Annotated in this window: 20 protein-coding genes; 18 read left to right on the top strand and 2 right to left on the bottom strand. The window is 43.6% G+C overall.

Annotated elements, in window-relative coordinates:
* Positions 1 to 287: 287 nt before the first annotated feature.
* On the top strand, positions 288 to 1,085 hold the full coding sequence (gene spo0A, locus DYI25_RS10375) for a sporulation transcription factor Spo0A (protein WP_213368505.1): 798 nt from the start codon (positions 288 to 290) through the stop codon (positions 1,083 to 1,085).
* Between the two features lie 206 nt (positions 1,086 to 1,291).
* Here the strand turns inward: spo0A and DYI25_RS10370 are convergent, their stop codons facing one another.
* Complete coding sequence (locus DYI25_RS10370; RefSeq protein ID WP_213368504.1) at positions 1,292 to 1,432, bottom strand: YycC family protein; 141 nt, start codon at positions 1,430 to 1,432, stop codon at positions 1,292 to 1,294.
* Positions 1,433 to 1,474: 42 nt separating this feature from the next.
* Between DYI25_RS10370 and DYI25_RS10365 the strand changes: the two genes are divergently transcribed.
* Positions 1,475 to 2,209, top strand: coding sequence for a glycerophosphodiester phosphodiesterase (locus tag DYI25_RS10365; protein WP_213368502.1), 735 nt, complete (start codon positions 1,475 to 1,477; stop codon positions 2,207 to 2,209).
* A gap of 5 nt (positions 2,210 to 2,214) precedes the next feature.
* On the opposite strand, the gene DYI25_RS10360 is transcribed toward DYI25_RS10365, so the two are convergent.
* Positions 2,215 to 2,478 (bottom strand): DUF2627 domain-containing protein, encoded by a 264-nt coding sequence (locus DYI25_RS10360; RefSeq protein WP_213368500.1) that lies wholly within the window; start codon positions 2,476 to 2,478, stop codon positions 2,215 to 2,217.
* Between the two features lie 214 nt (positions 2,479 to 2,692).
* Here DYI25_RS10360 and DYI25_RS10355 point away from each other — a divergent pair, with 214 nt between their 5' ends.
* From DYI25_RS10355 to DYI25_RS10280, 16 genes are all read left to right on the top strand, one after another.
* Entirely contained in the window at positions 2,693 to 4,753 is a 2,061-nt protein-coding gene (locus tag DYI25_RS10355; RefSeq protein WP_213368497.1) for a sigma-54 interaction domain-containing protein, read from the top strand.
* A gap of 134 nt (positions 4,754 to 4,887) precedes the next feature.
* Positions 4,888 to 5,793 carry a phosphate butyryltransferase gene (yqiS, locus tag DYI25_RS10350; RefSeq protein ID WP_213368495.1) on the top strand — a complete coding sequence of 302 codons (906 nt, stop codon included), beginning with the start codon at positions 4,888 to 4,890 and terminating at the stop codon, positions 5,791 to 5,793.
* 28 nt (positions 5,794 to 5,821) lie between these two features.
* Positions 5,822 to 6,916 (top strand): branched-chain amino acid dehydrogenase, encoded by a 1,095-nt coding sequence (gene bcd, locus DYI25_RS10345; protein WP_213368493.1) that lies wholly within the window; start codon positions 5,822 to 5,824, stop codon positions 6,914 to 6,916.
* A 270-nt stretch (positions 6,917 to 7,186) separates the two neighbouring features.
* Complete coding sequence (gene buk / locus DYI25_RS10340; RefSeq protein WP_213368491.1) at positions 7,187 to 8,272, top strand: butyrate kinase; 1,086 nt, start codon at positions 7,187 to 7,189, stop codon at positions 8,270 to 8,272.
* 87 nt (positions 8,273 to 8,359) lie between these two features.
* The gene (gene lpdA / locus DYI25_RS10335; RefSeq protein ID WP_213368489.1) at positions 8,360 to 9,781 is read left to right on the top strand and encodes a dihydrolipoyl dehydrogenase; all 1,422 of its coding nucleotides are present in this window, start codon (positions 8,360 to 8,362) and stop codon (positions 9,779 to 9,781) included.
* A gap of 69 nt (positions 9,782 to 9,850) precedes the next feature.
* Complete coding sequence (locus DYI25_RS10330) at positions 9,851 to 10,846, top strand: thiamine pyrophosphate-dependent dehydrogenase E1 component subunit alpha (RefSeq protein WP_213368487.1); 996 nt, start codon at positions 9,851 to 9,853, stop codon at positions 10,844 to 10,846.
* Positions 10,847 to 10,858: 12 nt separating this feature from the next.
* The gene (locus tag DYI25_RS10325) at positions 10,859 to 11,842 is read left to right on the top strand and encodes an alpha-ketoacid dehydrogenase subunit beta (protein WP_213368485.1); all 984 of its coding nucleotides are present in this window, start codon (positions 10,859 to 10,861) and stop codon (positions 11,840 to 11,842) included.
* A 46-nt stretch (positions 11,843 to 11,888) separates the two neighbouring features.
* The gene (locus tag DYI25_RS10320) at positions 11,889 to 13,202 is read left to right on the top strand and encodes a dihydrolipoamide acetyltransferase family protein (protein ID WP_213368483.1); all 1,314 of its coding nucleotides are present in this window, start codon (positions 11,889 to 11,891) and stop codon (positions 13,200 to 13,202) included.
* 163 nt (positions 13,203 to 13,365) lie between these two features.
* Positions 13,366 to 15,321 carry a methylmalonyl-CoA mutase subunit beta gene (locus DYI25_RS10315; protein WP_213368481.1) on the top strand — a complete coding sequence of 652 codons (1,956 nt, stop codon included), beginning with the start codon at positions 13,366 to 13,368 and terminating at the stop codon, positions 15,319 to 15,321.
* Positions 15,308 to 17,488 carry a methylmalonyl-CoA mutase gene (gene scpA / locus DYI25_RS10310; protein WP_213368479.1) on the top strand — a complete coding sequence of 727 codons (2,181 nt, stop codon included), beginning with the start codon at positions 15,308 to 15,310 and terminating at the stop codon, positions 17,486 to 17,488. The genes DYI25_RS10315 and scpA overlap by 14 nt, the downstream gene beginning before the upstream one ends.
* Positions 17,488 to 18,615 (top strand): methylmalonyl Co-A mutase-associated GTPase MeaB, encoded by a 1,128-nt coding sequence (gene meaB, locus DYI25_RS10305; RefSeq protein ID WP_213368477.1) that lies wholly within the window; start codon positions 17,488 to 17,490, stop codon positions 18,613 to 18,615. The genes scpA and meaB overlap by 1 nt, the downstream gene beginning before the upstream one ends.
* A gap of 731 nt (positions 18,616 to 19,346) precedes the next feature.
* Complete coding sequence (locus DYI25_RS10300) at positions 19,347 to 19,784, top strand: BrxA/BrxB family bacilliredoxin (protein WP_102263519.1); 438 nt, start codon at positions 19,347 to 19,349, stop codon at positions 19,782 to 19,784.
* Between the two features lie 219 nt (positions 19,785 to 20,003).
* The gene (locus DYI25_RS10295; RefSeq protein WP_213368475.1) at positions 20,004 to 20,795 is read left to right on the top strand and encodes a transporter substrate-binding domain-containing protein; all 792 of its coding nucleotides are present in this window, start codon (positions 20,004 to 20,006) and stop codon (positions 20,793 to 20,795) included.
* 83 nt (positions 20,796 to 20,878) lie between these two features.
* On the top strand, positions 20,879 to 21,538 hold the full coding sequence (locus tag DYI25_RS10290) for an amino acid ABC transporter permease (RefSeq protein WP_213368473.1): 660 nt from the start codon (positions 20,879 to 20,881) through the stop codon (positions 21,536 to 21,538).
* Positions 21,531 to 22,253 (top strand): amino acid ABC transporter ATP-binding protein, encoded by a 723-nt coding sequence (locus DYI25_RS10285; RefSeq protein ID WP_213368471.1) that lies wholly within the window; start codon positions 21,531 to 21,533, stop codon positions 22,251 to 22,253. Before DYI25_RS10290 ends, DYI25_RS10285 begins: the two co-directional genes overlap by 8 nt.
* Positions 22,254 to 22,427: 174 nt before the next feature.
* Positions 22,428 to 23,417, top strand: a complete 990-nt coding sequence (locus DYI25_RS10280; protein WP_213368469.1) for an aromatic acid exporter family protein — start codon at positions 22,428 to 22,430, stop codon at positions 23,415 to 23,417.
* Positions 23,418 to 23,420 lie beyond the last annotated feature (3 nt).

Here is a 23,420-nt window from a genome sequence, read left to right as displayed (position 1 = left end):
TTTCTTTATGTGAACATTTATATTGCTTCCCTTAATAATAATGTCATAATAGGGGAAAAAGAGTTAAAAACCAAGATTATTCGACAAAATAGCTGTCGCTTCTTTGTCAACTATCGAAATAAGTCGAAAAACAAAGGAAAATGAAGCATTTATAAGAAAATATTACTTTTTTAAGAAAAAATTAAAAATAAGAGGAATTTCTGTTGCATTGTCGAATTAGTCATTTAGAATAGAATTTAGAGAAGATATTGTTTGTGATCATAATTGGATTGAGGAGGAACCAAGTAGTGAACAAAATAAAAGTATGCGTCGTTGATGACAACAGAGAATTAGTAGGTCTTCTTGAAGAATATATTTCTTCGCAGGATGATATGGAGATTGTTGGAGTTGCCCATAATGGCCAGGAATGTTTGGAAATGCTCGAAGATACAGATCCTGATGTCTTGCTGTTAGATATTATTATGCCGCACCTTGATGGGCTGGCAGTCCTGGAAAGACTTAGGGAAATGAAGAAGGGAATCATTCCAAATGTAATCATGCTGACTGCGTTTGGACAGGAAGATGTAACAAAGAAAGCAGTAGAGCTTGGAGCATCTTATTTCATTTTGAAGCCGTTCGATATGGAACATCTTGCAGGACATATCCGCCAGGTAAGCGGCAAGGCAAAATCAGTAGCGCGTAAACCATCGTCATCAATCAATTATGGCAGATCAAATGCTGAACAGAAGCCCAAAAACCTTGATGCAAGCATTACCAGCATCATTCATGAAATTGGAGTCCCTGCACATATTAAGGGATATATGTATTTGCGTGAGGCCATTTCGATGGTATATAACGATATTGAACTTCTTGGCTCGATCACAAAAGTCCTCTATCCAGATATCGCCAAGAAATTCAATACAACAGCAAGCCGTGTAGAACGTGCAATCCGCCATGCAATTGAAGTGGCGTGGAGCAGAGGGAATATTGATTCCATTTCCTCGTTGTTTGGCTATACTGTCTCAATGACAAAGGCAAAACCGACAAATTCCGAATTCATCGCCATGGTTGCTGATAAGCTGCGCCTGGAGCATAAGGCTTCTTGAAAGAGTTAGGCAAGATTTAGCTATTTATTCATAATATTTTAATGAACATCTTACTTTATCTCGGTCTGACCGTATTTAAAGTGAGATGTTTTTATTTGCCTGGAAATTGGCAATATGAGAGTCTGAATATTATTATGTATATATAAGGCAGGAAGCAGTCCTCCGACATGGTCAACAAAAAAACGCCTTTAAGGGCGCCTTGTAAATTATTCTTTTTTTTCCTTTTCTAATTCCGATAACTTTTGAATAAGGATATGCTGGGGCATGTGCATGATTTGTTCTATAGGCACTCCGAGCTTCTCTGAAAGCTTAATGGCCGTTTCCGCAGAGATATGTAATGGTCTCATTGTTTTTTACCTCCAAATTGAAAAAGATGGGTGTGATGGGTTATGACTCTTATTTTAGCACATCGAGGCTATGCAGCAGAATATCCAGAAAACACGATGCTCGCTTTTAAAGAAGCTGAAAAAGCAGGTGCAGACGGCTTGGAGCTTGATGTCCAAATGACAAGAGATGGTGAGCTGGTCGTGATTCATGATGAGAAGGTTGATCGTACTACAGATGGCACTGGACTGGTAAAGGACTACAAGTTAGAGGATTTAAGAAAATTGGATGCACGCTTCAAATTCCAAAGCTTACCCAAAAAAGAACAGATTCCTACCTTAGCTGAAGTCCTGGAATGGTTATCAGGAACCGGAATGGTATGCAATATTGAACTAAAAAACAGTATTATCCCTTATGAAGGCATGGAAGAAAAAGTCATAAAAATGGTTAGGGACTATGATTTATCAGACAGAATTATCATTTCCTCTTTCAATCATTACAGCATTGTCCAAAGCTATTTGCTTGCGCCGGAGATTGAAATCGCACCTTTGCTTTCTGAGGGCTTATATATGCCATGGATTTACGCACAATCAATAAAAGCTAAAGGCTTTCATCCTCACTGGCGGGCTGCGCCGGATCAGATCATCACGGCTTCCCTGGAGAGCGGGATTGATGTGAGACCGTATACTGTAAATAAAGAGGCTGAGCTGGAAAGGCTGTTCAAGGTGAATTGCACTGCGGTCATCACAGATGAACCAGCAAAGGCAAGGAGAATTAGAGACAAAATAAAACAGGCCTGAAATCATTAAGGCCTGTTTTGCTTTTTATTACTATCAGGTATTCTGAAAAATGCCTGGACTTTATTTCTCTTACGATCACGATGCAGGATAAAACCAGCAATAAAACCTAGTCCAGCCAGGAAAAAAAGAAGTCCCGCAAGAAATTGAAGCCATAAATATGGAAAAGGCGCATGCAAGATTCCGAACACCATGTCTCGCATCAGCTTTACCCCTAAAGCAGCAATGGCGCCTGGTATCAACATAATGATTAATGCTATGATCCTGATCATTTGGTTTCCCCTCTTTATTTGTCCTCTTTTAAAAAGTATACTCAACCCCTTGTTTTTCTGCAATATAAGTTGCTCATTGCACATTACTTACAGAAGAGTTAGAAAACAAAGAAATTTGTCAGCGCATTCAAAAAGCATTACAATATTAGTGAAAGATTTTGCAGACTAGAATGATGGGCCCATGAAATATTTTTCCAGATATGTGGTGGATATTATGCAAAAAGTAATGATTGTAGGTGCAGGCAAGGGTGGAACGGCAATCCTTGATATTTTCAAACAAACTGCAGATGTAATCGCTGTGGTTGATATTAATCCTGACGCACCAGGGATCCTCGCGGCGCAACATGCAGGTATCCAAACCGGGACAGACTGGCATCACTATATATCAGATCAATTGGATATTATCATCGAGGTGACCGGTGAGGAAGAAGTCTTTAAAGATTTAAGAGATGCACGCGGCAAAAACACTGTGCTGATTCCAGGCAGTGTCGCATTTCTCCTGGCTACTCTTTTAGAGGAAAAGGAAGAGTTAATAAAAACTCTCAGGAAAATTACATATGAACATGACTTGATATTCAATTCTTCTGGAGATGGCATGGTGGTCATCAACACAGAAGGAATCATAACATTGTTCAACAAAAGCGCTGAAAAAATTATAGAAACAACAAGAGAACAAGCAGAAGGCAAACATGTATTAGAAATCATACCCACAAGCAAGCTTCCGAGGGTTCTTAACACAAGAAAGATTGAGTCCAATCAGGAATTATTGCTTCCAAATGGGTCGAAAATCATCACTACCAGGATTCCGATCATTGATGAAAATGACCAATTGATTGGAGCGTTCTCTGTTTTTAAGGATATTACTGAAGTAGTGAATCTTGCGGAAGAGATAACGAATTTAAAAGAGATCCAAACAATGCTTCAGGCCATCATAAACTCCAGCGATGAAGCAATTTCTGTAGTAGATGAAGATGGCCGGGGAATTATGATCAATCCTGCTTACACGAGGATCACCGGGCTTAAGGAAGAGGAAGTAATCGGGCAACCGGCTACCGCTGATATATCTGAAGGCGAGAGCATGCATATGAAAGTGCTTACGACGAGAAGGCCAGTCAGGGGTGCGGCGATGAGGGTTGGCCCCAATAAAAAAGAAGTTGTTGTCAATGTAGCTCCCATCATAGTAGATGGGAAACTAAAGGGAAGTGTCGGGGTTATCCATGATATGTCGGAAATCCAGAGCTTGAATCGGGAGCTGACACGCGCAAGGCAGATTATCAGGACCCTTGAAGCGAAATACTCGTTTGAAGATATTATCGGCCAATCAGAAGAAATGACAATTCCAATTGAACAAGCAAAGCTTGGAGCGAAAACCCCTGCAACAGTCCTCCTTCGCGGTGAGTCAGGAACAGGGAAGGAATTATTTGCCCATGCGATTCACAATGCCAGCGATCGGAAATTCAACAAGTTCATACGCGTCAATTGCGCGGCAATTTCTGAATCACTGCTGGAAAGTGAACTATTCGGCTACGAGGAAGGTGCTTTTTCAGGTGCTAAAAGGGGCGGAAAACGAGGGTTTTTTGAAGAAGCCAATAACGGCAGTATTTTTCTAGATGAAATCGGTGAGTTGCCTGCCAATACACAGGCCAAGTTACTCCGGGTCTTACAGGAGAGAGAAATAGTCCGGGTTGGAGGAACGAAACCCATACCGATCAATGTCAGGGTCATCGCCGCCACAAATATGAACCTTGAAAAAGCGATTGCGAATGGCAGTTTTAGAGAAGACTTATATTATCGTTTAAACAGAATGCCGATTCATATACCGCCTCTAAAGAGAAGGAAGGAAGATATTCCTTACCTGTGTGAAAGGTTGATCCGCAAGATTAATCAAGACTATGGGCGGAACGTTGAAGGTGTTTCTGATGATGCTATTAAAAAGTTGATGGAATATAATTGGCCGGGAAATGTAAGGGAGCTTGAAAATGTTCTTGGTCGTGCAATTATATTCTTGAGCTACAGCGAAACGATTATTAGGATTGATCATTTGCCTGAATTGCAGATCAGTCAGTTGAAGGACAAGGATGATTACATTGGACAATCAATCACGGCTGAACCTCTTGCAGTTCAGTTGGAAAAGTACGAAGCAAACGTGATCAAGTCCACCCTTAACGCTGTGAAGGGGAACAAAACAGCTGCTGCTAAAGTGTTAGGTGTATCCGTCAGAAATTTATATTACAAGCTCGAGAAATATAGGATTGAAGCAGATGGCATGCAATAAATTTCACACTATGCAATTTTTTGCATAATATTTTTGGGCAAAAGTAAAGCGTTTTCAATACTTTTGAGTTGGCACAGTTCTTGCATATACTATTAGCGGGTGATGCGAGAAGAACAGAAAGGGTTGAATCAGTCATGAAATTAGACTCACTTATCAGCATGGCATCCCGAAATGGCAGGAAAACAGTTGCTGTTGCAGCGGCAGAAGATACTGAGGTATTAGAGGCAGTTGCCGAAGCTGTAAATCAGGAGCTTGCCGATTTTCTTCTTTATGGTAACGAAGAAGAAATTGAAAGAATGATTGCAACGAAGCATCCAGAACTAACAGGAAGAAAAGGGATTAAAATCATTTCCGCGCCGAATAATAATACTGCCGCAGAAATGGCCGTTAAAGCAGTCAAAGCGAATGAAGCCAATGTCGTGATGAAAGGGAATATCCCTACTGCCGTGATTTTGAAGGCAGTCCTAAATAAAGAATATGGTCTGAGGACCGGGGCGGTACTTTCCCATGTGGCTGTGTTTGAAGTGCCGGGCTACGATCGATTTACAATTGTTACCGATGCAGCGATGAATATCGCGCCAGACCTTGAGCAAAAAGCTCAAATCATCAAGAATGCTGTCAAGGTAGCCCATTCTATAGGAATTGATCTGCCGAAAGTGGCGCCACTCGCTGCAGTGGAAGTGGTCAATCCGGCGATGCAGGCTACAGTAGATGCTGCTTCATTAACGATGATGAACAAAAGAGGACAAATTCTTGGGTGTATTGTGGATGGTCCGTTGGCTCTTGATAATGCGGTTTCACAGCTTGCTGCAGAACATAAAGGTATCAAAAGTGACGTCGCCGGCAAGGCTGATATCCTGCTAGTCCCCGCGATCGAGGTGGGAAATGTCCTTTATAAATCATTAATTTACTTTGCCAACGCAAAGGTTGGGGCAGTCATTGCAGGGGCAAAAGCACCAATCGTGTTAACATCCAGGGCGGACACTGCTGAAAGCAAGTTATACTCACTTGCATTGGCGTTATGCTCTGCTTCTAAATAATTTACATAAACCAGGGGAGGAATTAGAAATGGAAATTTTTAAGTATCTAGAACAGTACGATTATGAGCAGGTTGTATTTTGCCAGGATAAACAATCAGGATTGAAAGCAATCATTGCAATTCACGATACAACTCTTGGACCAGCTTTGGGCGGAACTCGTATGTGGACTTACGCATCAGAAGAAGCGGCTATTGAGGATGCACTTCGCCTTGCTAAAGGCATGACATACAAGAATGCAGCTGCTGGCTTGAATCTTGGTGGTGGGAAGACAGTTATTATCGGCGATCCTCGCAAGGATAAGAATGAAGAAATGTTCCGTGCGTTCGGCCGCTATATCCAGGGGTTGAATGGAAGATATATCACTGCAGAAGATGTAGGTACAACTGTAGCGGATATGGACTTAATTCATGAGGAAACTGACTATGTAACTGGTATCTCACCAGCATTCGGTTCATCAGGGAATCCTTCCCCTGTAACGGCTTATGGCGTTTACAGAGGAATGAAGGCAGCTGCTAAGGAAGCCTTCGGCACAGATTCCTTAGAAGGTAAGACAATTGCGGTTCAGGGAGTAGGCAATGTGGCATTTAATCTTTGCCGTCACCTCCACGAGGAAGGCGCACAGCTGATTGTTACTGATATTAACAAGGAAGCTGTACAAAGAGCTGTTGAGGAATTCGGGGCCAAAGCAGTTGAGCCGGATGAAATCTACAGCGTGAACTGTGACATTTATGCACCATGTGCATTAGGCGCTGTAATCAACGATGAAACAATTCCTCAGCTAAAGGCGAAGGTAATTGCCGGTGCCGCTAACAACCAGCTTAAGGATACAAAACATGGCGATATCATCCATGAAATGGGAATTGTTTATGCTCCAGACTATGTCATCAATGCTGGCGGAGTAATCAACGTTGCAGACGAGCTTTACGGCTATAACGCTGAAAGAGCAATGAAAAAGGTTGAAACCATTTACAACAATATTGAAAAAGTAATCGAAATTGCTAAAAGGGATGGAATTCCTACTTATAAAGCGGCTGACCGTATGGCTGAGGAGCGTATTGAAAGAATGCGCAACTCTCGCAGCCAATTCCTGCAAAACGGCCACCATATCCTAAGCCGTCGTTAATTAAGGCTCTTTTCGTAAACTTTGTTGCTTTCCCAAGTAAAAGTAAAACGTGTTAAGGTTTCAACAGACATGGGCAGGAAGACAGGAGCCCTGAAGCCTATGCGGGAAGTGGTGTTTTATACGAAAAGCAACTTTCAATTCGAAAACAGCCTTAAAGAAAGGTTTCCACAGAGAGCGCTGAATATTTGTTTCGGCGCCTCTGCTGTTTCCTAAATGCTACTGACGTATTGCGGATTCTTGCTATTCCGCAAGCAAATTGGAGGTTTAACTGTGCAACAAACAGAACATCGGATTCTAGTCATTAATCCAGGATCTACATCAACGAAAATTGGAGTCTTTGACAATGAGGTTTCCGTTTTTGAAAAAACGATCCGTCATGATTCAGCTGTCATCAACTCCTATGAAACCATCATCGACCAATACGAATTCAGGAAGAATACGATACTTGAAACGCTTGATACTGAAGGGATCAACGTTTCAAAATTGAGTGCTGTTTGTGGGCGCGGCGGGCTTTTAAGGCCGATCGAAGGCGGAACATATGCAGTGAATAATAAGATGCTCGAAGACCTGCGAGCAGGTTATTCAGGCCAGCATGCTTCAAATCTGGGAGGTATTCTTGCCTATGAAATCGCATCGGGTTTGAATATCCCTTCATTTATCGTCGACCCGGTCGTAGTCGATGAACTTGATCCGATAGCGCGTGTATCGGGATTCTCACTCATTGAACGAAAAAGCATTTTCCATGCATTGAACCAAAAGGCAGTCGCGCGCAGGGTTTCGAAAGAGCTGGGCAAAAAATATGAGGAGCTGAACTTGATTATTACCCATCTTGGCGGCGGAATCACCGTAGGTGCCCATAAAAAGGGAAGGGTTGTTGATGTGAATAACGGTCTGCATGGCGATGGTCCGTTCAGTCCAGAACGTGCAGGAACAGTACCAGCAGGCGACCTTGTTGAGCTATGTTTTTCTGGTGATTTCTTCCGCGGAGAAATCATGAAAAAATTAGTCGGCCAGGGGGGCCTGGTAGGTTACCTTGGAACGAATGATGCGGTTAAGGTCGAAAAAATGATCAAGCAAGGAAATGCGAAGGCAAAGCTTGTATACGAAGCGATGGCTTACCAGGTAGCAAAGGAAATCGGTTCTGCAAGTGCCGTCCTTTCTGGAAAAGTAGACGCGATTGTACTAACTGGCGGCCTTGCTTATGGAAAAGAGTTCGTCCAGGAAATCTCTGAACGAATAAATTGGATCGCGGACGTTATTGTCCATCCTGGAGAAAACGAACTACAGGCCCTGGCTGAAGGAGCCCTTCGCATCCTGCGCGGGGAAGAAAAGGTAAAAGAATATCCGGGCAGGTAGAATGCTGGGTAATAGGACCAGCGTGCGCCTGGAGCGAAGATAAAAGATCAAGTGAAAGGTCTTAAACCATATAGAGGAGGGATCCAGATGGCTACAGAATATGATTTGGTCATTCTCGGAGGCGGTACAGGCGGATACGTAGCAGCCATCAGAGCTTCTCAGCTTGGCTTGAAAACTGCCATCGTTGAAAAAGGAAAGCTTGGAGGAACATGCCTGCATAAGGGCTGTATACCAAGCAAGGCATTGCTCCGCAGTGCTGAGGTGTATGCTACCGCAAAGAAAAGTGAAGACTTTGGCGTAACGACAGGTGAAGTTGGCGTCAATTTCGCAAAGGTACAGGAAAGAAAAGAAAAAATCGTCGAGCAGCTGCACCGTGGTGTTCAGCACCTGATGAAACAAGGCAAGATCGATATTTATGAAGGTTTGGGAAGAATCTTAGGACCATCCATCTTCTCTCCAATGCCAGGAACCATTTCTGTTGAGATGAATAATGGCGAAGAAAATGAAATGCTGATCCCTAAGAATGTCATCGTTGCGACAGGTTCAAGACCAAGAACATTGCCTGGTCTTGAAGCAGATGGCCAATATGTCATGACTTCTGATGAAGCGCTTGTGATGGAGGATCTTCCTAAGTCGATCATCATCGTCGGTGGTGGTGTAATCGGCATCGAATGGGCTTCTATGCTTGCTGATTTTGGATCTTCTGTCACTGTGATTGAGTATGCAGACCGAATTGTTCCAACTGAGGACAAAGAAGTTTCAAGAGAAATGCAGCGCGCGATGAAGAAAAAAGGCGTGAAAATCGTAACGAGTGCAAAAGTTTTATCAGAGTCCCTGCAAAAAGGCGATGGTGTCACAATCAGCGCAGAAGTTAAGGGTGAAACAAAAGAATATTCCGCTGAAAAATTGCTTGTCTCTGTTGGGCGCCAGGCTAATGTCGAAGGAATCGGCCTTGAGAATACAGATATTCAACTGGAAAGAGGCTTCATCCAGACGAACGAGTATTTCCAGACAAAGGAATCCCACATTTATGCGATCGGTGATGTGATTGGTGGCTTGCAGCTTGCACATGTGGCTTCACATGAAGGAATCGTTGCGGTCGAGCATATCGCAGGACAAGATCCACATCCAATCGACTACACACTCGTATCAAAATGTATATACAGCTCTCCAGAGGCTGCCAGCGTTGGACTGACCGAAGACGAAGCAAAGGAAAAAGGACACGATGTGAAGACAGGTAAATTCTCCTTCAAGGCAATCGGAAAGGCACTTGTATATGGTGAATCCGATGGTTTTGTGAAAATCGTGGCAGACAAGGAAACGAACGATATTCTCGGTGTCCATATGATCGGGCCGCATGTGACGGACATGATCTCCGAAGCAGGCCTTGCAAAAGTGCTTGATGCGACACCTTGGGAAGTTGCTCATACAATCCATCCGCACCCGACATTGTCAGAGGCGATCGGCGAAGCTGCCCTGGCTGTGGATGGTAAAGCAATCCATTCTTAAAATATTTTATAAACAAGAGCTCTTTTCCCCTGGAAAAGAGCCTTGTACGAACAATTGGGAGGTATAAAGATGGCAGAAAATCGTCACGCTGCACTTGGCTTAAGTGATGAAAAGGTTTTGGAGATGTATGAAACAATGCTGTTGGCCCGCCGGCTGGATGAGCGGATGTGGCTGTTGAACCGTGCCGGGAAAATTCCGTTTGTCATTTCCTGTCAAGGACAGGAAGCGGCACAGGTAGGAGCTGCTTTTGCTCTTGAGCGTGAAAAGGACTATGTGCTTCCGTACTACCGTGACATGGGAGTGGTCTTAACTTTTGGCATGACTGCAAAAGACTTGATGCTTTCCGGTTTTGCCAAAGCGGAAGACCCAAACTCTGGGGGCCGCCAGATGCCTGGACACTTCGGGCAAAAGAAGAATCGGATCGTGACAGGTTCTTCACCGGTAACAACACAGGTTCCTCATGCTGTTGGAATCGCCCTTGCAGGTAAAATGGAAAAGAAGGACTTGGTCACATTCGTTACATTTGGAGAAGGTTCATCCAACCAGGGAGATTTCCATGAGGGAGCGAACTTTGCTGGGGTGCATAAACTTCCAGTCATTTTTATGGTTGAGAACAATAAATATGCGATTTCCATACCTTACGAGAGACAAGTTGCTGCCGAGAAGGTTTCCGACCGTGCAATCGGTTATGGAATGCCAGGCGTAACTGTTGATGGTAATGATCCTTTAGAGGTTTATAAAGTTGTAAAGGAAGCTGCTGACCGCGGACGCCGCGGAGAAGGGCCGACTCTTGTTGAGGCTGTATCCTACCGCCTGACTCCACACTCATCGGATGATGACGACAGAAGCTACCGCGCACCAGATGAAGTTGCGCAGGCAAAGACGAAGGACCCTATCATTACCTTCGGCGCATACTTAAAGGAAAATGGCATCATGAATGATGAGATTGAAAAGGAAATCAACGACAGAATCATGAAGCTGGTTAATGAAGCAACCGATTATGCTGAAAATGCACCGTATGCAGAGGCTGAGCACGCTCTGAAATACGTATATGCTGAAGAGTAAGGGGGAACAAAAATGGCGGTTATTTCTTATATAGATGCAGTGACATTAGCGATCAAAGAAGAGATGGAAAGAGATCCGAGAGTTTTTGTTCTCGGTGAAGATGTTGGAAAAAAAGGCGGAGTATTTAAAGCGACACAAGGTTTATTTGAAAAGTTTGGCGAAGATCGCGTGATTGATGCTCCGCTTGCGGAATCAGCGATCGCAGGGGTTGGAATCGGTGCCGCAATGTACGGAATGCGTCCAATCGCCGAAATGCAATTCGCAGATTTCATTATGCCTGCTGTAAACCAGATCATTTCTGAAGCAGCAAGAATCCGTTACCGTTCTAACAATGACTGGAGCTGTCCGATGGTCATCCGCGCTCCTTACGGCGGCGGAGTCCACGGTGCCCTTTATCATTCTCAATCAGTTGAGGCCGTGTTTGCGAATCAGCCTGGCTTGAAAATTGTCATGCCTTCAACTCCTTATGATGTAAAAGGTTTATTAAAAGCAGCAATCAGAGATGAAGATCCGGTATTGTTCTTTGAACATAAGCGTGCTTACCGACTGATCAAGGGTGAAGTTCCGGAAGACGATTATGTGCTGCCAATCGGCAAAGCTGACGTAAAGCGTGAGGGCGAGGATATTACAGTCATTACTTATGGCCTGGCTGTCCATTTTGCACTGCAGGCTGCTGAAAGGCTTGCGAAGGATGGAATTTCTGCTCATATCCTTGATCTACGAACTGTATATCCATTGGATAAAGAAGCAATTATTGAGGCTGCTTCAAAAACAGGAAAAGTCCTTCTTGTAACAGAAGATAATAAAGAAGGCAGCATTATGAGTGAAGTATCTGCGATTATCGCTGAACATTGCCTGTTTGAATTGGATGCACCAATCAAAAGGCTGGCTGGACCTGACATTCCTGCAATGCCATACGCTCCGACAATGGAGAAATATTTCATGATCAATCCAGATAAAGTTGAAAAAGCAATGAGAGAGCTTGCCGAATTTTAACATAATCATATTGGAAATAGAATGAATGGAGAAGGAGGGTCAACCTGTGGCAATCGAACAAATTAAAATGCCCCAATTAGGCGAGAGTGTTACCGAGGGAACAATCAGTAAGTGGCTGGTTTCCGTTGGTGATAAAGTAAATAAATACGATCCACTCGCAGAGGTCATGACCGACAAAGTAAATGCTGAAGTACCATCTTCATTTTCGGGTACAATCAAAGAATTGATTGCGGGTGAAGGCGATACATTGGCAGTTGGTGAAATTATCTGCACAATTGAAATTGAAGGCGGGAACGCTGAAGAAGCTCCAGCAGCTGATGCAGCTGCTTCAGAAGCAGCATCTTCGGCTAGTGTGACTCCTGCACCTGCAGCGGAAGAAGGAAGCAAGGCTAGATATTCACCTGCAGTATTGAAGCTGGCTCAGGAAAATAACATTGATCTATCCCAAGTCAAGGGAAGTGGAGCTGGCGGAAGGATTACCCGTAAGGATCTTAAGCAAGTGATTGAATCTGGAAATATTCCTCAAGCTTCTGCACAGAATGAAGCACCTAAAGAGGCGGTTAAGGTTGATGCTGCTTCAGCAAAGCCTGCAGCACAAACACAACCTGAACCACAGGTACAGCCAGCTGCGCCTGCTCCGTCTGTCCCAGTTGCTGCCGGTGACATTGAAATCCCTGTGACTGGCGTGCGTAAGGCGATTGCCGCTAACATGCTGCGCAGCAAGCATGAAGCTCCGCATGCATGGACGATGGTAGAAGTGGATGTTACGAATCTTGTAGAGTACAGGAATGGCCTAAAGAATGATTTCAAGAAAAAGGAAGGCTTCAATCTTACTTTCTTTGCTTTCTTCGTGAAGGCAGTTGCGCAGGCATTGAAGGAATTCCCGCAAATCAATTCTATGTGGGCTGGCGAAAAGATCATCCAGAAAAAAGATATAAACATTTCCATTGCAGTTGCGACTGATGATGCTCTTTTTGTACCTGTCATCAAGAATGCAGACGAAAAGACAATTAAAGGCATTGGCCGTGAAATCAATGAGCTTGCTCTGAAGGTACGCACAGGAAAGCTTCGCGCCGAGGAAATGCAGGGCGGAACGTTCACTGTTAACAACACCGGTTCTTTCGGTTCCGTTCAATCAATGGGAATCATCAATTACCCTCAGGCAGCCATTCTACAGGTTGAATCGATCGTTAAGCGCCCTGTAGTGATGAACAACGGCATGATCGCTGTTCGTGATATGGTGAACCTATGTCTGTCTCTCGATCACCGTGTACTGGATGGCTTGGTTTGCGGCCGTTTCCTTGCAAGGGTTAAGGAAATCCTTGAGAATACATCAAAAGAGACAACTTCTATTTATTAATAGTATTAAAAGCCGCTGCTAATGCAGCGGCTTTTATGTTGGAATCACTTCGTTGCTAGAAAAGCATTCGTATACTAAAATATAGAAGAGTATGAAAATTAGAATTTTACTACAATTTCTAGTGAAGGGGGGAAAGCTGTCTGAACTATGGACAGTAAGGTTTATGACGATTGAAAATATGAAAGCTACCTCGTTCAAAGATGCAACTTTTGGAGACTGGCAGGAGAAAGCTGCTGCTTCTTTAAAAGGCAAGCCGATTGATTCTCTTTATACGAATACATATGAGGATATTACTCTTAAACCGCTTTATACAAAAGGGGATCTTCCAAATGGATTGACCGGGGAACTGCCTGGTGAGTCAGATTATAGAAGAGGCATCCACTCACTTGGATACCAGTCTGAGTCCTGGCATATAGCAAACCGCCTCTTTTACTCCAGTGTTGACGAGCTGAAAGGGAAACTCGACGTCGCCCTATCAAAGGGACAAACCGCCATTTCTTTTGAAGTAAAACCGGAGTTATTTTCCGATAATCGAGCACTTGTGTCTTTCATCTCTTCCTATAAAAATAAATATCCTTTAAGCCTGGATGCTGGATTGCTCCAGACGCCATTGCTCGCAGCTTTGGCAATAGCCAGAAATGAAGCAGGCAGTGCAGAAGAACTTTCAGGTTTCGCTGCAGCGGATCCTGTTGCCGAAGCAAGTTTAATTGGCGGACTCCCAACGGAGGAAAATGAATTCTTTATAAAATGGACAAAAGTACTTGAAGAGGCAGCTGAGCAATTACCAGAAGTAAAGACAGTACTCGTCAATACCGTCCCATACCATAACAGCGGCGCGAATGCAGTGCAGGAACTGGCCATCGCCATTTCCACCGGGGTTTATCTCCTTCAAAAGTTGCTGGACAATGGATGGGAAATAAAGAAAGCGTTATCAAAGATGGTGTTCCAATTCGCGATTGGTTCAAACTTCTTCATGGAAACTGCCAAGCTTAGAGCTGCCAGGCTTTTGTGGAGCAAAACAGCAGAAGCTTTCGGAGCAGGTGAAGAAGACCGTAAAATGGTCATATCTGCTGAAACCTCAAGGTTCACAAAAACCCTTTTTGATCCATACGTTAACATGCTTAGGGCTGGAAATGAGACCTTCGCAGCAGTACTGGGCGGAATCCAGTACCTTCATACTGGCAGCTTTGATGAACAAGCAGGAACTGCGAATCTTTTTTCCGAAAGAGTTGCCCGTAATACGCAGCTGGTGCTTAAATCTGAAGCACATCTTGAAAAAGTAGCCGACCCTGCAGGAGGTTCCTGGTATGTTGAGTCATTGACAAAAGAACTGGCTGAAAAAGCCTGGGAGCTATTCCTCGAAATGGATGGCAAGGGCGGTATGTATGAAACGCTGAAATCAGGCTGGCTACAGGTGCAGATTGCTCAGACAGCTGAAGACCACGAACAGGACATTGCTACTCGTAAAAAGAGCATGATTGGAACAAACGTTTATGCCAACCTTACAGACGAGATCAGTGAACCTGTTGTCCAAGAGATAAAAGGAAATTACATGATCGACTCCGTTGATGCTAGCATTAATAAAATTAAGTCTGAGAGCCCTCTCAAAGATAGTTTTAAAGAAGTGAAACCAGGCTTTGCACCGTTAAAATTAAAAAGATTAGCTGAGTCTTATGAAGAATTGAGATTCAAGGCAAAGAAGCTGGAGAAAAAGGGTGTGCAGCCTGAAGTCGGCTTAATTTGCCTGGGTGAAATGAAGAAGCATAAGGCTAGAGCAGATTTCATTTCCGGCTTATTGTCAGCGGGAGGGATTCATACTGTAAGGAGCGGGGAAGTGGACACCATTTCGGCAGCGATTGATTTCATAGACTCATCAATCGCCAGGCAGTTTGTAATTTGCGGAGAACAGTCTGCCTACAATTCTTTTGGACCTGAGCTGGCTCAGGAGATTACAAGAGAGCACGATGTCAAGCTTTACCTGGCAGGCATCCCTGACGAGAAACAAAGCGAATGGAAAACTTCCGGAATACAGGAGTTCCTGCACATAAGAAGCAATGCATTACAGACTCTATCATCTATGCTTCAGGAAATGGAGGTGGGCGCAAATGCAAAAGCCTGACTTTACTAAAGTCCGTTTGTTTGCTGAGGAAAACGAGGTCAGCAAGGAACAAGTTGATTGCCATATTGAGCAGAAAATCGATGATCTGTTATTTGAAACGAATGAGCAGATCAAGGTTAAACCAGTGTATACAAAAGAAGATGTAACATCATCAGAACATATGGAAGGAATGCCCGGCCTCCCACCTTTTACGAGGGGACCGTATCCTGCGATGTATGTGAACCGTCCCTGGACGGTAAGACAGTATGCAGGTTTTTCGACTGCAGAAGAAAGCAACGCATTTTACAGGCGCAACCTTGCAATGGGGCAAAAAGGTTTGTCTGTTGCCTTTGACCTGGCAACACATCGAGGTTATGATTCTGACCATCCACGAGTCGAGGGTGACGTTGGTAAAGCAGGAGTGGCCATTGATTCTATTCTAGATATGAAAATTCTGTTCGACGGAATCCCACTCGACCAGATGTCTGTATCAATGACAATGAATGGTGCTGTCCTGCCAATCATGGCGTTCTTCATCGTGACCGCCGAGGAACAGGGAGTGACACAGGATCAATTATCCGGGACGATTCAAAATGACATCCTGAAGGAGTATATGGTTAGGAACACGTACATTTATCCACCAGAAATGTCGATGAAAATCATTGCCGATATTTTCGAGTACACTTCTAAATATATGCCGAAATTCAATTCAATCAGTATTTCAGGCTATCATATGCAGGAAGCCGGTGCTCCCGCGGATATCGAATTGGCATACACGCTCGCGGATGGTCTTGAATATGTGAGAACTGGCCTAAAGGCAGGAATCGATATTGATTCATTCGCACCAAGGCTGAGCTTCTTCTGGGCGATCGGCATGAACTATTTCATGGAAGTAGCCAAAATGAGGGCAGCCCGCTTTATCTGGGCAAAAATGATCAAGACATTCAATCCGAAAAATGAAAAGTCGATGGCCTTGAGGACACATTCGCAGACATCGGGTTGGAGTCTTACTGAACAGGATCCATACAATAATGTCATCCGCACATTAATTGAAGCACATGCAGCAGCCATGGGGCATACCCAATCATTGCACACGAATGCACTTGATGAAGCCATTGCGCTGCCGACTGATTTTTCAGCGCGCATCGCCCGGAATACACAATTATTTCTTCAGGAAGAAACCGGGATCACAAAGGTCATAGATCCATGGGCAGGCAGTTACTATGTAGAAAGTTTGACAAATTCACTCATCGAGCGTGCGTGGAAGCATATTGAAGAAATCGAAGGTCTTGGCGGGATGGCGAAAGCAATTGAAACTGGACTTCCAAAAATGCGAATCGAAGAAGCTGCGGCAAGGCGCCAGGCACAGATTGATTCTGGAAAAGAAACGATCATTGGCGTGAATAAATTCAAGCTGGACCAGGAGGATCCTCTGGAAATCCTGGATATCGATAATACCGCTGTTCGTGCGAAACAGCTTGAAAGGCTTAAGCAGCTGAAAGAAAACCGTGATGATGAAAAAGCTGAAGCAGCTTTAAATGATTTAGCTAAGGTGGCAGAAACAGGAGAAGGCAACCTTCTTGAATATGCAGTAAGGGCCGCTCGGGCAAGGGCGACACTTGGAGAAATTTCAGATGCAATCGAAAAGACGGCTGGAAGGCATAAAGCGGTCATCCGATCAGTAAGCGGAGTATACAGCACTGCCTTCACAAATGGTGAGGAAATTGCTGAAGTCCAGCAAATGACACAGGAGTTCCTTGAAAATGAAGGACGCAGGCCGCGCATTATGATTGCGAAGATGGGGCAGGATGGACATGACCGGGGTGCCAAGGTCATTTCAACCGCTTTTGCTGATTTAGGTTTTGATGTGGATATAGGTCCACTTTTTCAAACGCCTGAAGAAACAGCGATCCAGGCAGTTGAAAATGATGTCCACGCCATCGGAATCAGCTCTTTGGCAGCAGGACATAAAACATTATTGCCACAGCTTGTGAAGGAGCTGAAAAAATTAGGGCGCGAAGATATTGTCGTCATTGTCGGAGGCGTCATCCCGGCTCAGGATTATCAATTCTTATATGATAATGGAGCAAGTGCGATTTTTGGACCTGGAACGGTCATTCCTGTTGCGGCGCAGAAAGTTTTACGCACTATTTATGAGCGCCTTGGCTATGAGGAAGTGTCTAGTTAATGGCAGATGAGAAAAAGCCGGAATGGTTCGATCCCGAAAAGGCTGATTCCTTTTCAAGTGTAGTGAAGCCTGGAGTGGCAGGTGAAAATGCCGAAAGGCCGGCAGCAAAAGCCGGGCGTTTCGTGAAAAAAAAGAATTCTTCCAAACTGGATCCAGCTTCGCTTGCTGAAGAAATTAAAGCTGGGGGCAGGACAGCGCTGGCAAAAGGGATCACCTTGATTGAAAGCAATGCGGAGCATGACTTTCAGTCGGCCCAAACCCTCTTGCAGAAGCTTTTGCCTGAATCGGGACGCTCCATCAGGATCGGCATCACTGGTGTGCCGGGAGCTGGCAAGAGCACTTTTATCGAGAGCTTTGGCAGCTATTTATGCGACAAGGGGCATAAGGTTGCCGTCCTGGCGGTGGATCCTACCTCCAGCCTGACTGGCGGCAGCATCCTTGGCGATAAGACGAGAATGGAAAAGCTTGCACGGAATCCGAGGGCATTCATCCGACCATCACCTTCTGGCGGTAAGCTTGGTGGTGTCCACCGTAAAACGCGGGAAACAATGCTATTATGTGAAGCAGCTGGCTTCGATGTCATCCTGGTTGAAACGGTTGGAGTTGGGCAGAGTGAGGTCATCGTCAGGGATATGGTCGATTTCTTCATGCTTCTCGTCCTGACAGGTGCAGGCGATGAACTTCAAGGCATGAAAAAAGGAATCATGGAGCTTGCTGATACAGTCATAGTGAATAAAGCAGATGGTCCAAATGAACAAACAGCGAAAAAAACCAAAGAAGAGTACAACCGGATCCTGCATTTTCTGCAGCCTGCGACAAAAGGCTGGCAGACAATTGCGATGACGAGTTCAGCGTTACAGAACAAAGGAATTGGTGATATATGGAAAACAGTCTCGGACTTTGAGAGCTTCACTAAAAAAAGTGGAATATTTGATGAAAGAAGAAGATTCCAGACAAAAGAGTGGCTGAATGATATGATCATCGATCAGCTTCAGGCAAATTTCTTTCATCACCCAGAAATAAAAGACCTGCTGCCAAAGGTGGAAAACGAAGTCATTTCGGGAAACAGGCCAGTAGCTTCAGGTGTAGAGGAGTTATTTAGAGCTTTTTACGAGACGAAAAAATGAGCTGTCCATTGGGGCAGCTCATTTTTCAAGAAAAATAGTACTAATAAAAGCATAATAATTGAAAATATTATCCAATTAAGTGAAGGGCAAGTTCAACCGCAGTAAAGACCACCAAATCAAAGAGTATGTGCCCGAAGTCGAGTGAGAAGCGAGAGTACGGGCAGAAGATGGTCAAACATGTGCCCGAAGTTGAGTGAAAAAGCGAGAGTACGGGCAGAAGATGGTCAAACATGTGCCCGAAGTCGAGTGAAAAGCGAGAGTACGGGCAGAAGATGGTCAAACATGTGCCCGAAATCGAGTGAAAAGCGAGAGTAGGGGCAGAAGATGGTTAAACATGTGCCCGAAATCGAGTGAAAAGCGAGAGTACGGGCAGAAGATGGTTAAACATGTGCCCAAAGTCGAGTGAAAAGCCAGAGTATGGGCAGAAGATGGTCAAACATGTGCCCATGAAATTGAATTAAACAATAAGTACCAGTGCATTTAGTCGATAGAAAGGGAGATCGTGCACACTGACATTAATTAAGGGATGGTCCAAACGCATATTATTCATAAAAAAAGCGGACAACGGAATGTTCCGTTGTCCTTCATCTAGGGAGTTTAGGGGTATGGATCTAGCTGTATTGTTACCTTTCCCGCATTTCATTAGAGTTAAACATACTTTGAAAAATTAATTTTAATTGGTATCATATATTTATGTACTAGTTACTATTCAGCAGAGGAGAGATCGATCGATGAGCATGGATTTTAATTTTTTCATGAATGATGTAGTCCGTCAGGCACGCCAGGAAATTGGGGCAGCTGGATATACAGAATTAACAACGAGCGAGGAAGTAGAACAAGCATTGGCTAAAGAAGGAACAACACTTGTCATGGTTAACTCAGTTTGCGGTTGCGCCGGAGGAATTGCCCGTCCTGCAGCAGCACATGCTGTTCACTATGATAAGCGTCCAGATCATCTTGTGACTGTTTTCGCCGGACAGGATAAGGAAGCTACAGAAAAAGCGCGTAGCTATTTTACTGGCTATCCGCCATCATCCCCATCTTTCGCATTGCTGAAGGACGGGAAACTTTGCACAATGGTCGAACGTCACGAAATCGAAGGGCACGATCCAATGCAAGTCGTAAACAAACTGCAAAATGCATTCGAAGAATATTGTGAAGAAGTATAAATACTGTAGAATCCCGATTTTGCCGGGGTTCTTTTTTTATGGGTAAAATACATTAAATTTATATTTAAAAATATTATTGCATATTTATAAAAGTGTGTTAAAATACATTTTAGTTAATAAATATTAGTTGAAACGCATGAATTCAAAAGGTTGATAGCTAATATATTAATAAACTTGTATAAAAATTACAGAATAGACATTATAGGGGGAAAACAACAGATGAAAAAGGCAATTTCAGTTTTATTGATGAGCATTTTATTAACGGGAGTTCTCGCAGCATGCGGGACAAGCACTGAAAAAACTTCAGGCGACGGTGGAGAGGAAAAGAAAGTTCTTAAAATGGGCACTTCAGCCGACTATCCGCCATTTGAATATGTAGAAACAGCTACAAGTGATGAAATCATTGGCTTTGACGTGGATTTAGCAAACCTGATCGCCAATGAATTAGGGTATGAAGTAGAAATTACGGATATGGATTTTAACGGCCTTATTGGTGCACTTCAGGCTGACCGTGTTGATTTTGTCATGGCAGGTATGACTCCAACTCCTGACCGTAAAAAGAACGTTGACTTCACTGATGTGTACTATACAGCGAACCATATGATTGTTTCTGCAAAAGACAGCAATATCAAATCAATTGAAGATCTTGAAGGTAAAACAGTGGGAGTTCAGCTTTCATCCATTCAGGAAGAAGAAGCTGAGAAAATCGCTGAGACAGTGGAAATCAAGATTGAAAAACGTACTAGAATTCCTGAATTAGTCCAGGAAATCAAAGCTGGGCGCATTGATGCAGCAATTATCGAAGATACAGTAGCAGAGGGGTATTTCAAGAATAATCCTGATCTTGCTGGCTTTACGATTGAAGATGGAAGCGAAGAAGAAGCCGGTTCAGCGATCGCCTTCCCTAAAGGAAGCAAGCTGACTGAGGAATTTAACAGAGTTCTCAAAGAAAAAATGGAAAATGGCGAAGTAGACAAGTTAATCGTTAAATGGTTTGGTGGAGAAAAGTAAGATGTAAATCAGGCGTTCAGAAAGCGTATGTCTTCTGGGCGCCTTTCTCCTTCATGAAATAGATAGAGAGGGCTGTTAAGACTATGAATCTTGATTTTACCGCCATCCTTCCTTCATTGCCATATATTTTGAAGGGAATTGGCGTCACTTTGAAAATAGTAATTGTAGCAGGGCTGCTAGGCTTTGCATTTGGGATTGTTCTGGCGATCTTCAAAATAAGTAAATCCAAAGCACTTAATTGGTTTGCGGATGCATATACATCGATTTTCCGCGGAACCCCGTTAATTCTCCAATTGATGATCATCTATTATGGGCTGCCTCAGCTTATTGGATTCGAGATTGATTCATATACAGCTGCTGTAGCAGCATTCTCTTTAAACTCGGCAGCATATATTTCAGAAATCATCAGGGCAGGAATTTTAGCTGTCGATAGAGGACAAAAAGAAGCCGCAATGGCACTGGGCGTCCCTGGAGAGAGAATGATGCGGGATATCATCCTGCCACAGGCGATGAAAAACATCCTGCCGGCATTGATGAATGAATTCATTACACTTACAAAGGAATCAGCGATTGTTACCGTCATTGCGGTAGATGATATTATGCGCAGGTCATATATTGTCGGCGGAGATCAATACAGGTTTTTTGAACCGCTGATTTTTGCTGGGCTTATCTATTATGTAATGGTCATTACCTTGACAATGATTGGCAAGGCAGTGGAAAGGAGATTGAGACAAAGTGATTAAAGTACACGGCCTTCATAAATCATTTGGCAAACTAGAAGTGTTGAAAGGGATTTCCACAACAATTGAAAGTGGTGAAGTAGTCGCAATCATTGGCCCATCCGGTTCTGGAAAATCAACCTTCCTCCGTTGCCTTAATTTGCTTGAGCACCCGACAAGCGGACAGATTTTGATTGATGGCGATGAAATTACTGATAAGAAAACCAATATCATGAAAGTCCGCGAAAATGTCGGTATGGTATTCCAGCACTTTCATCTTTTCCCGCATATGACCGTATTGCAGAACATCACCTATGCTCCAATTAAGGTTAAAGGTTTATCGAAGCCAGAAGCAGAAAAGCACGGATTAGAGCTTCTCAAAAAGGTCGGTCTTGCTGAAAAGGCAAATGAATATCCTAATAGGCTGTCAGGAGGCCAAAAGCAGCGTGTAGCAATCGCCCGGGCGCTGGCAATGAACCCTGAAGTCATGCTTTTCGATGAACCAACCTCCGCATTGGATCCCGAAATGGTCAAAGAGGTGCTCGAGGTAATGAAGTCGCTGGCACACACTGGCATGACAATGGCAATTGTCACCCACGAAATGGGATTTGCCCGTGAAGTAGCGGATCGTGTGCTATTCCTAGACGGTGGAGTCCTTGTTGAAGATGCACCACCAGCAGAATTCTTTAGCAGCCCTAAAAGCAGCAGGGCAAAAGAGTTTCTCGAAAAAATGCTCTAAGACACATGAGTTGCTTTTATAAAGCGTGACGTATCTGATAAACTAATGGATGATCATATCTAGAATGGTATGATCATCTTTTTATTTGTTTTGCAAATCGGCTAATTGGAGATATCCAAAAGTTTTTTGTTTAGGTATGCAGGGATTTATAGTTTTTTGATAGGAGAATATAATGTGAAATTCAGAATTGGTTACCGGACTTTGAAAACAGCGCTAGGTACGGCGATTTCTATTATCATTGCCCAGTACCTTGGCTTTGAGAATTTTGTGTCTGCGGGTATCTTGACGATTCTTTGTATCCAGGTGACAAAGAAACGTTCACTGCAGGCTTCATGGCATCGATTCCTGGCCTGTATAATAGCGATGGCATTCTCGGCGCTATTTTTTCAGGGAATTGCTTATCATCCGATTGTCATCGGTCTGTTATTATTATTTTTCATCCCGACAGTAGTCATGTTTGGGGCAAAAGAAGGTGTAGTCTCTAGCAGTGTCATCATCATGCATATCTACTCGGCAGAAAAGGTCACCGGAGAGGTTTTATTGAACGAGCTGGGAATCATTACGATTGGAATTGGCGTAGCATTGATCATGAATTTGTATATGCCAAGTGTCGATAATAAGCTTGAGGAATACCAAAGGGGAATTGAAGCCAATTATAAGAGGATTTTCCTTGAGATCGCCCAATACCTTAAAAACCAGGATTCGAGCTGGGATGGCAGGGAGCTTACCGAGACTGCGAGGCTCATTGAAAAAGCAAAGGCACTTGCCATTCAGGATGTGGAAAATCATTTTTTAAGAGATGAAAATCTATATTATCAATATTTTAAAATCAGGGAAAAGCAGTTTGAAATCATTGAAAGAGTGCTTCCTTCCATTACTTCTATTCCAAAGCATGTTGAGCAGGCTAATATTGTTGCAGAGTTTGTCGAGTTGCTGTCGAAAGGGATCCACCCTGGCAATACAGTTCTTTTTTACCTAGAAAAATTAATGAGGATGAAAACGGAATTTGAGAATATGGAGCTGCCAAAAACAAGGGAAGAGTTCGAGGCAAGGGCTGCATTGCTTCATTTTGTTAATGAAATGGAACAATTCCTCTTGTTGAAACGTTCGTTTAAAGGTCTGAAGACGAGTAAGGATAAAAGTGAAGCTGCCGTGACAAACTAACAG

It is taken from the genome of Mesobacillus boroniphilus, assembly GCF_018424685.1.
Classification (GTDB): domain Bacteria; phylum Bacillota; class Bacilli; order Bacillales; family Cytobacillaceae; genus Mesobacillus; species Mesobacillus boroniphilus_A.
The sequence above is the reverse complement of the archived record's forward strand: the minus strand, read 5'-3'. Positions and strand labels throughout refer to the sequence as shown.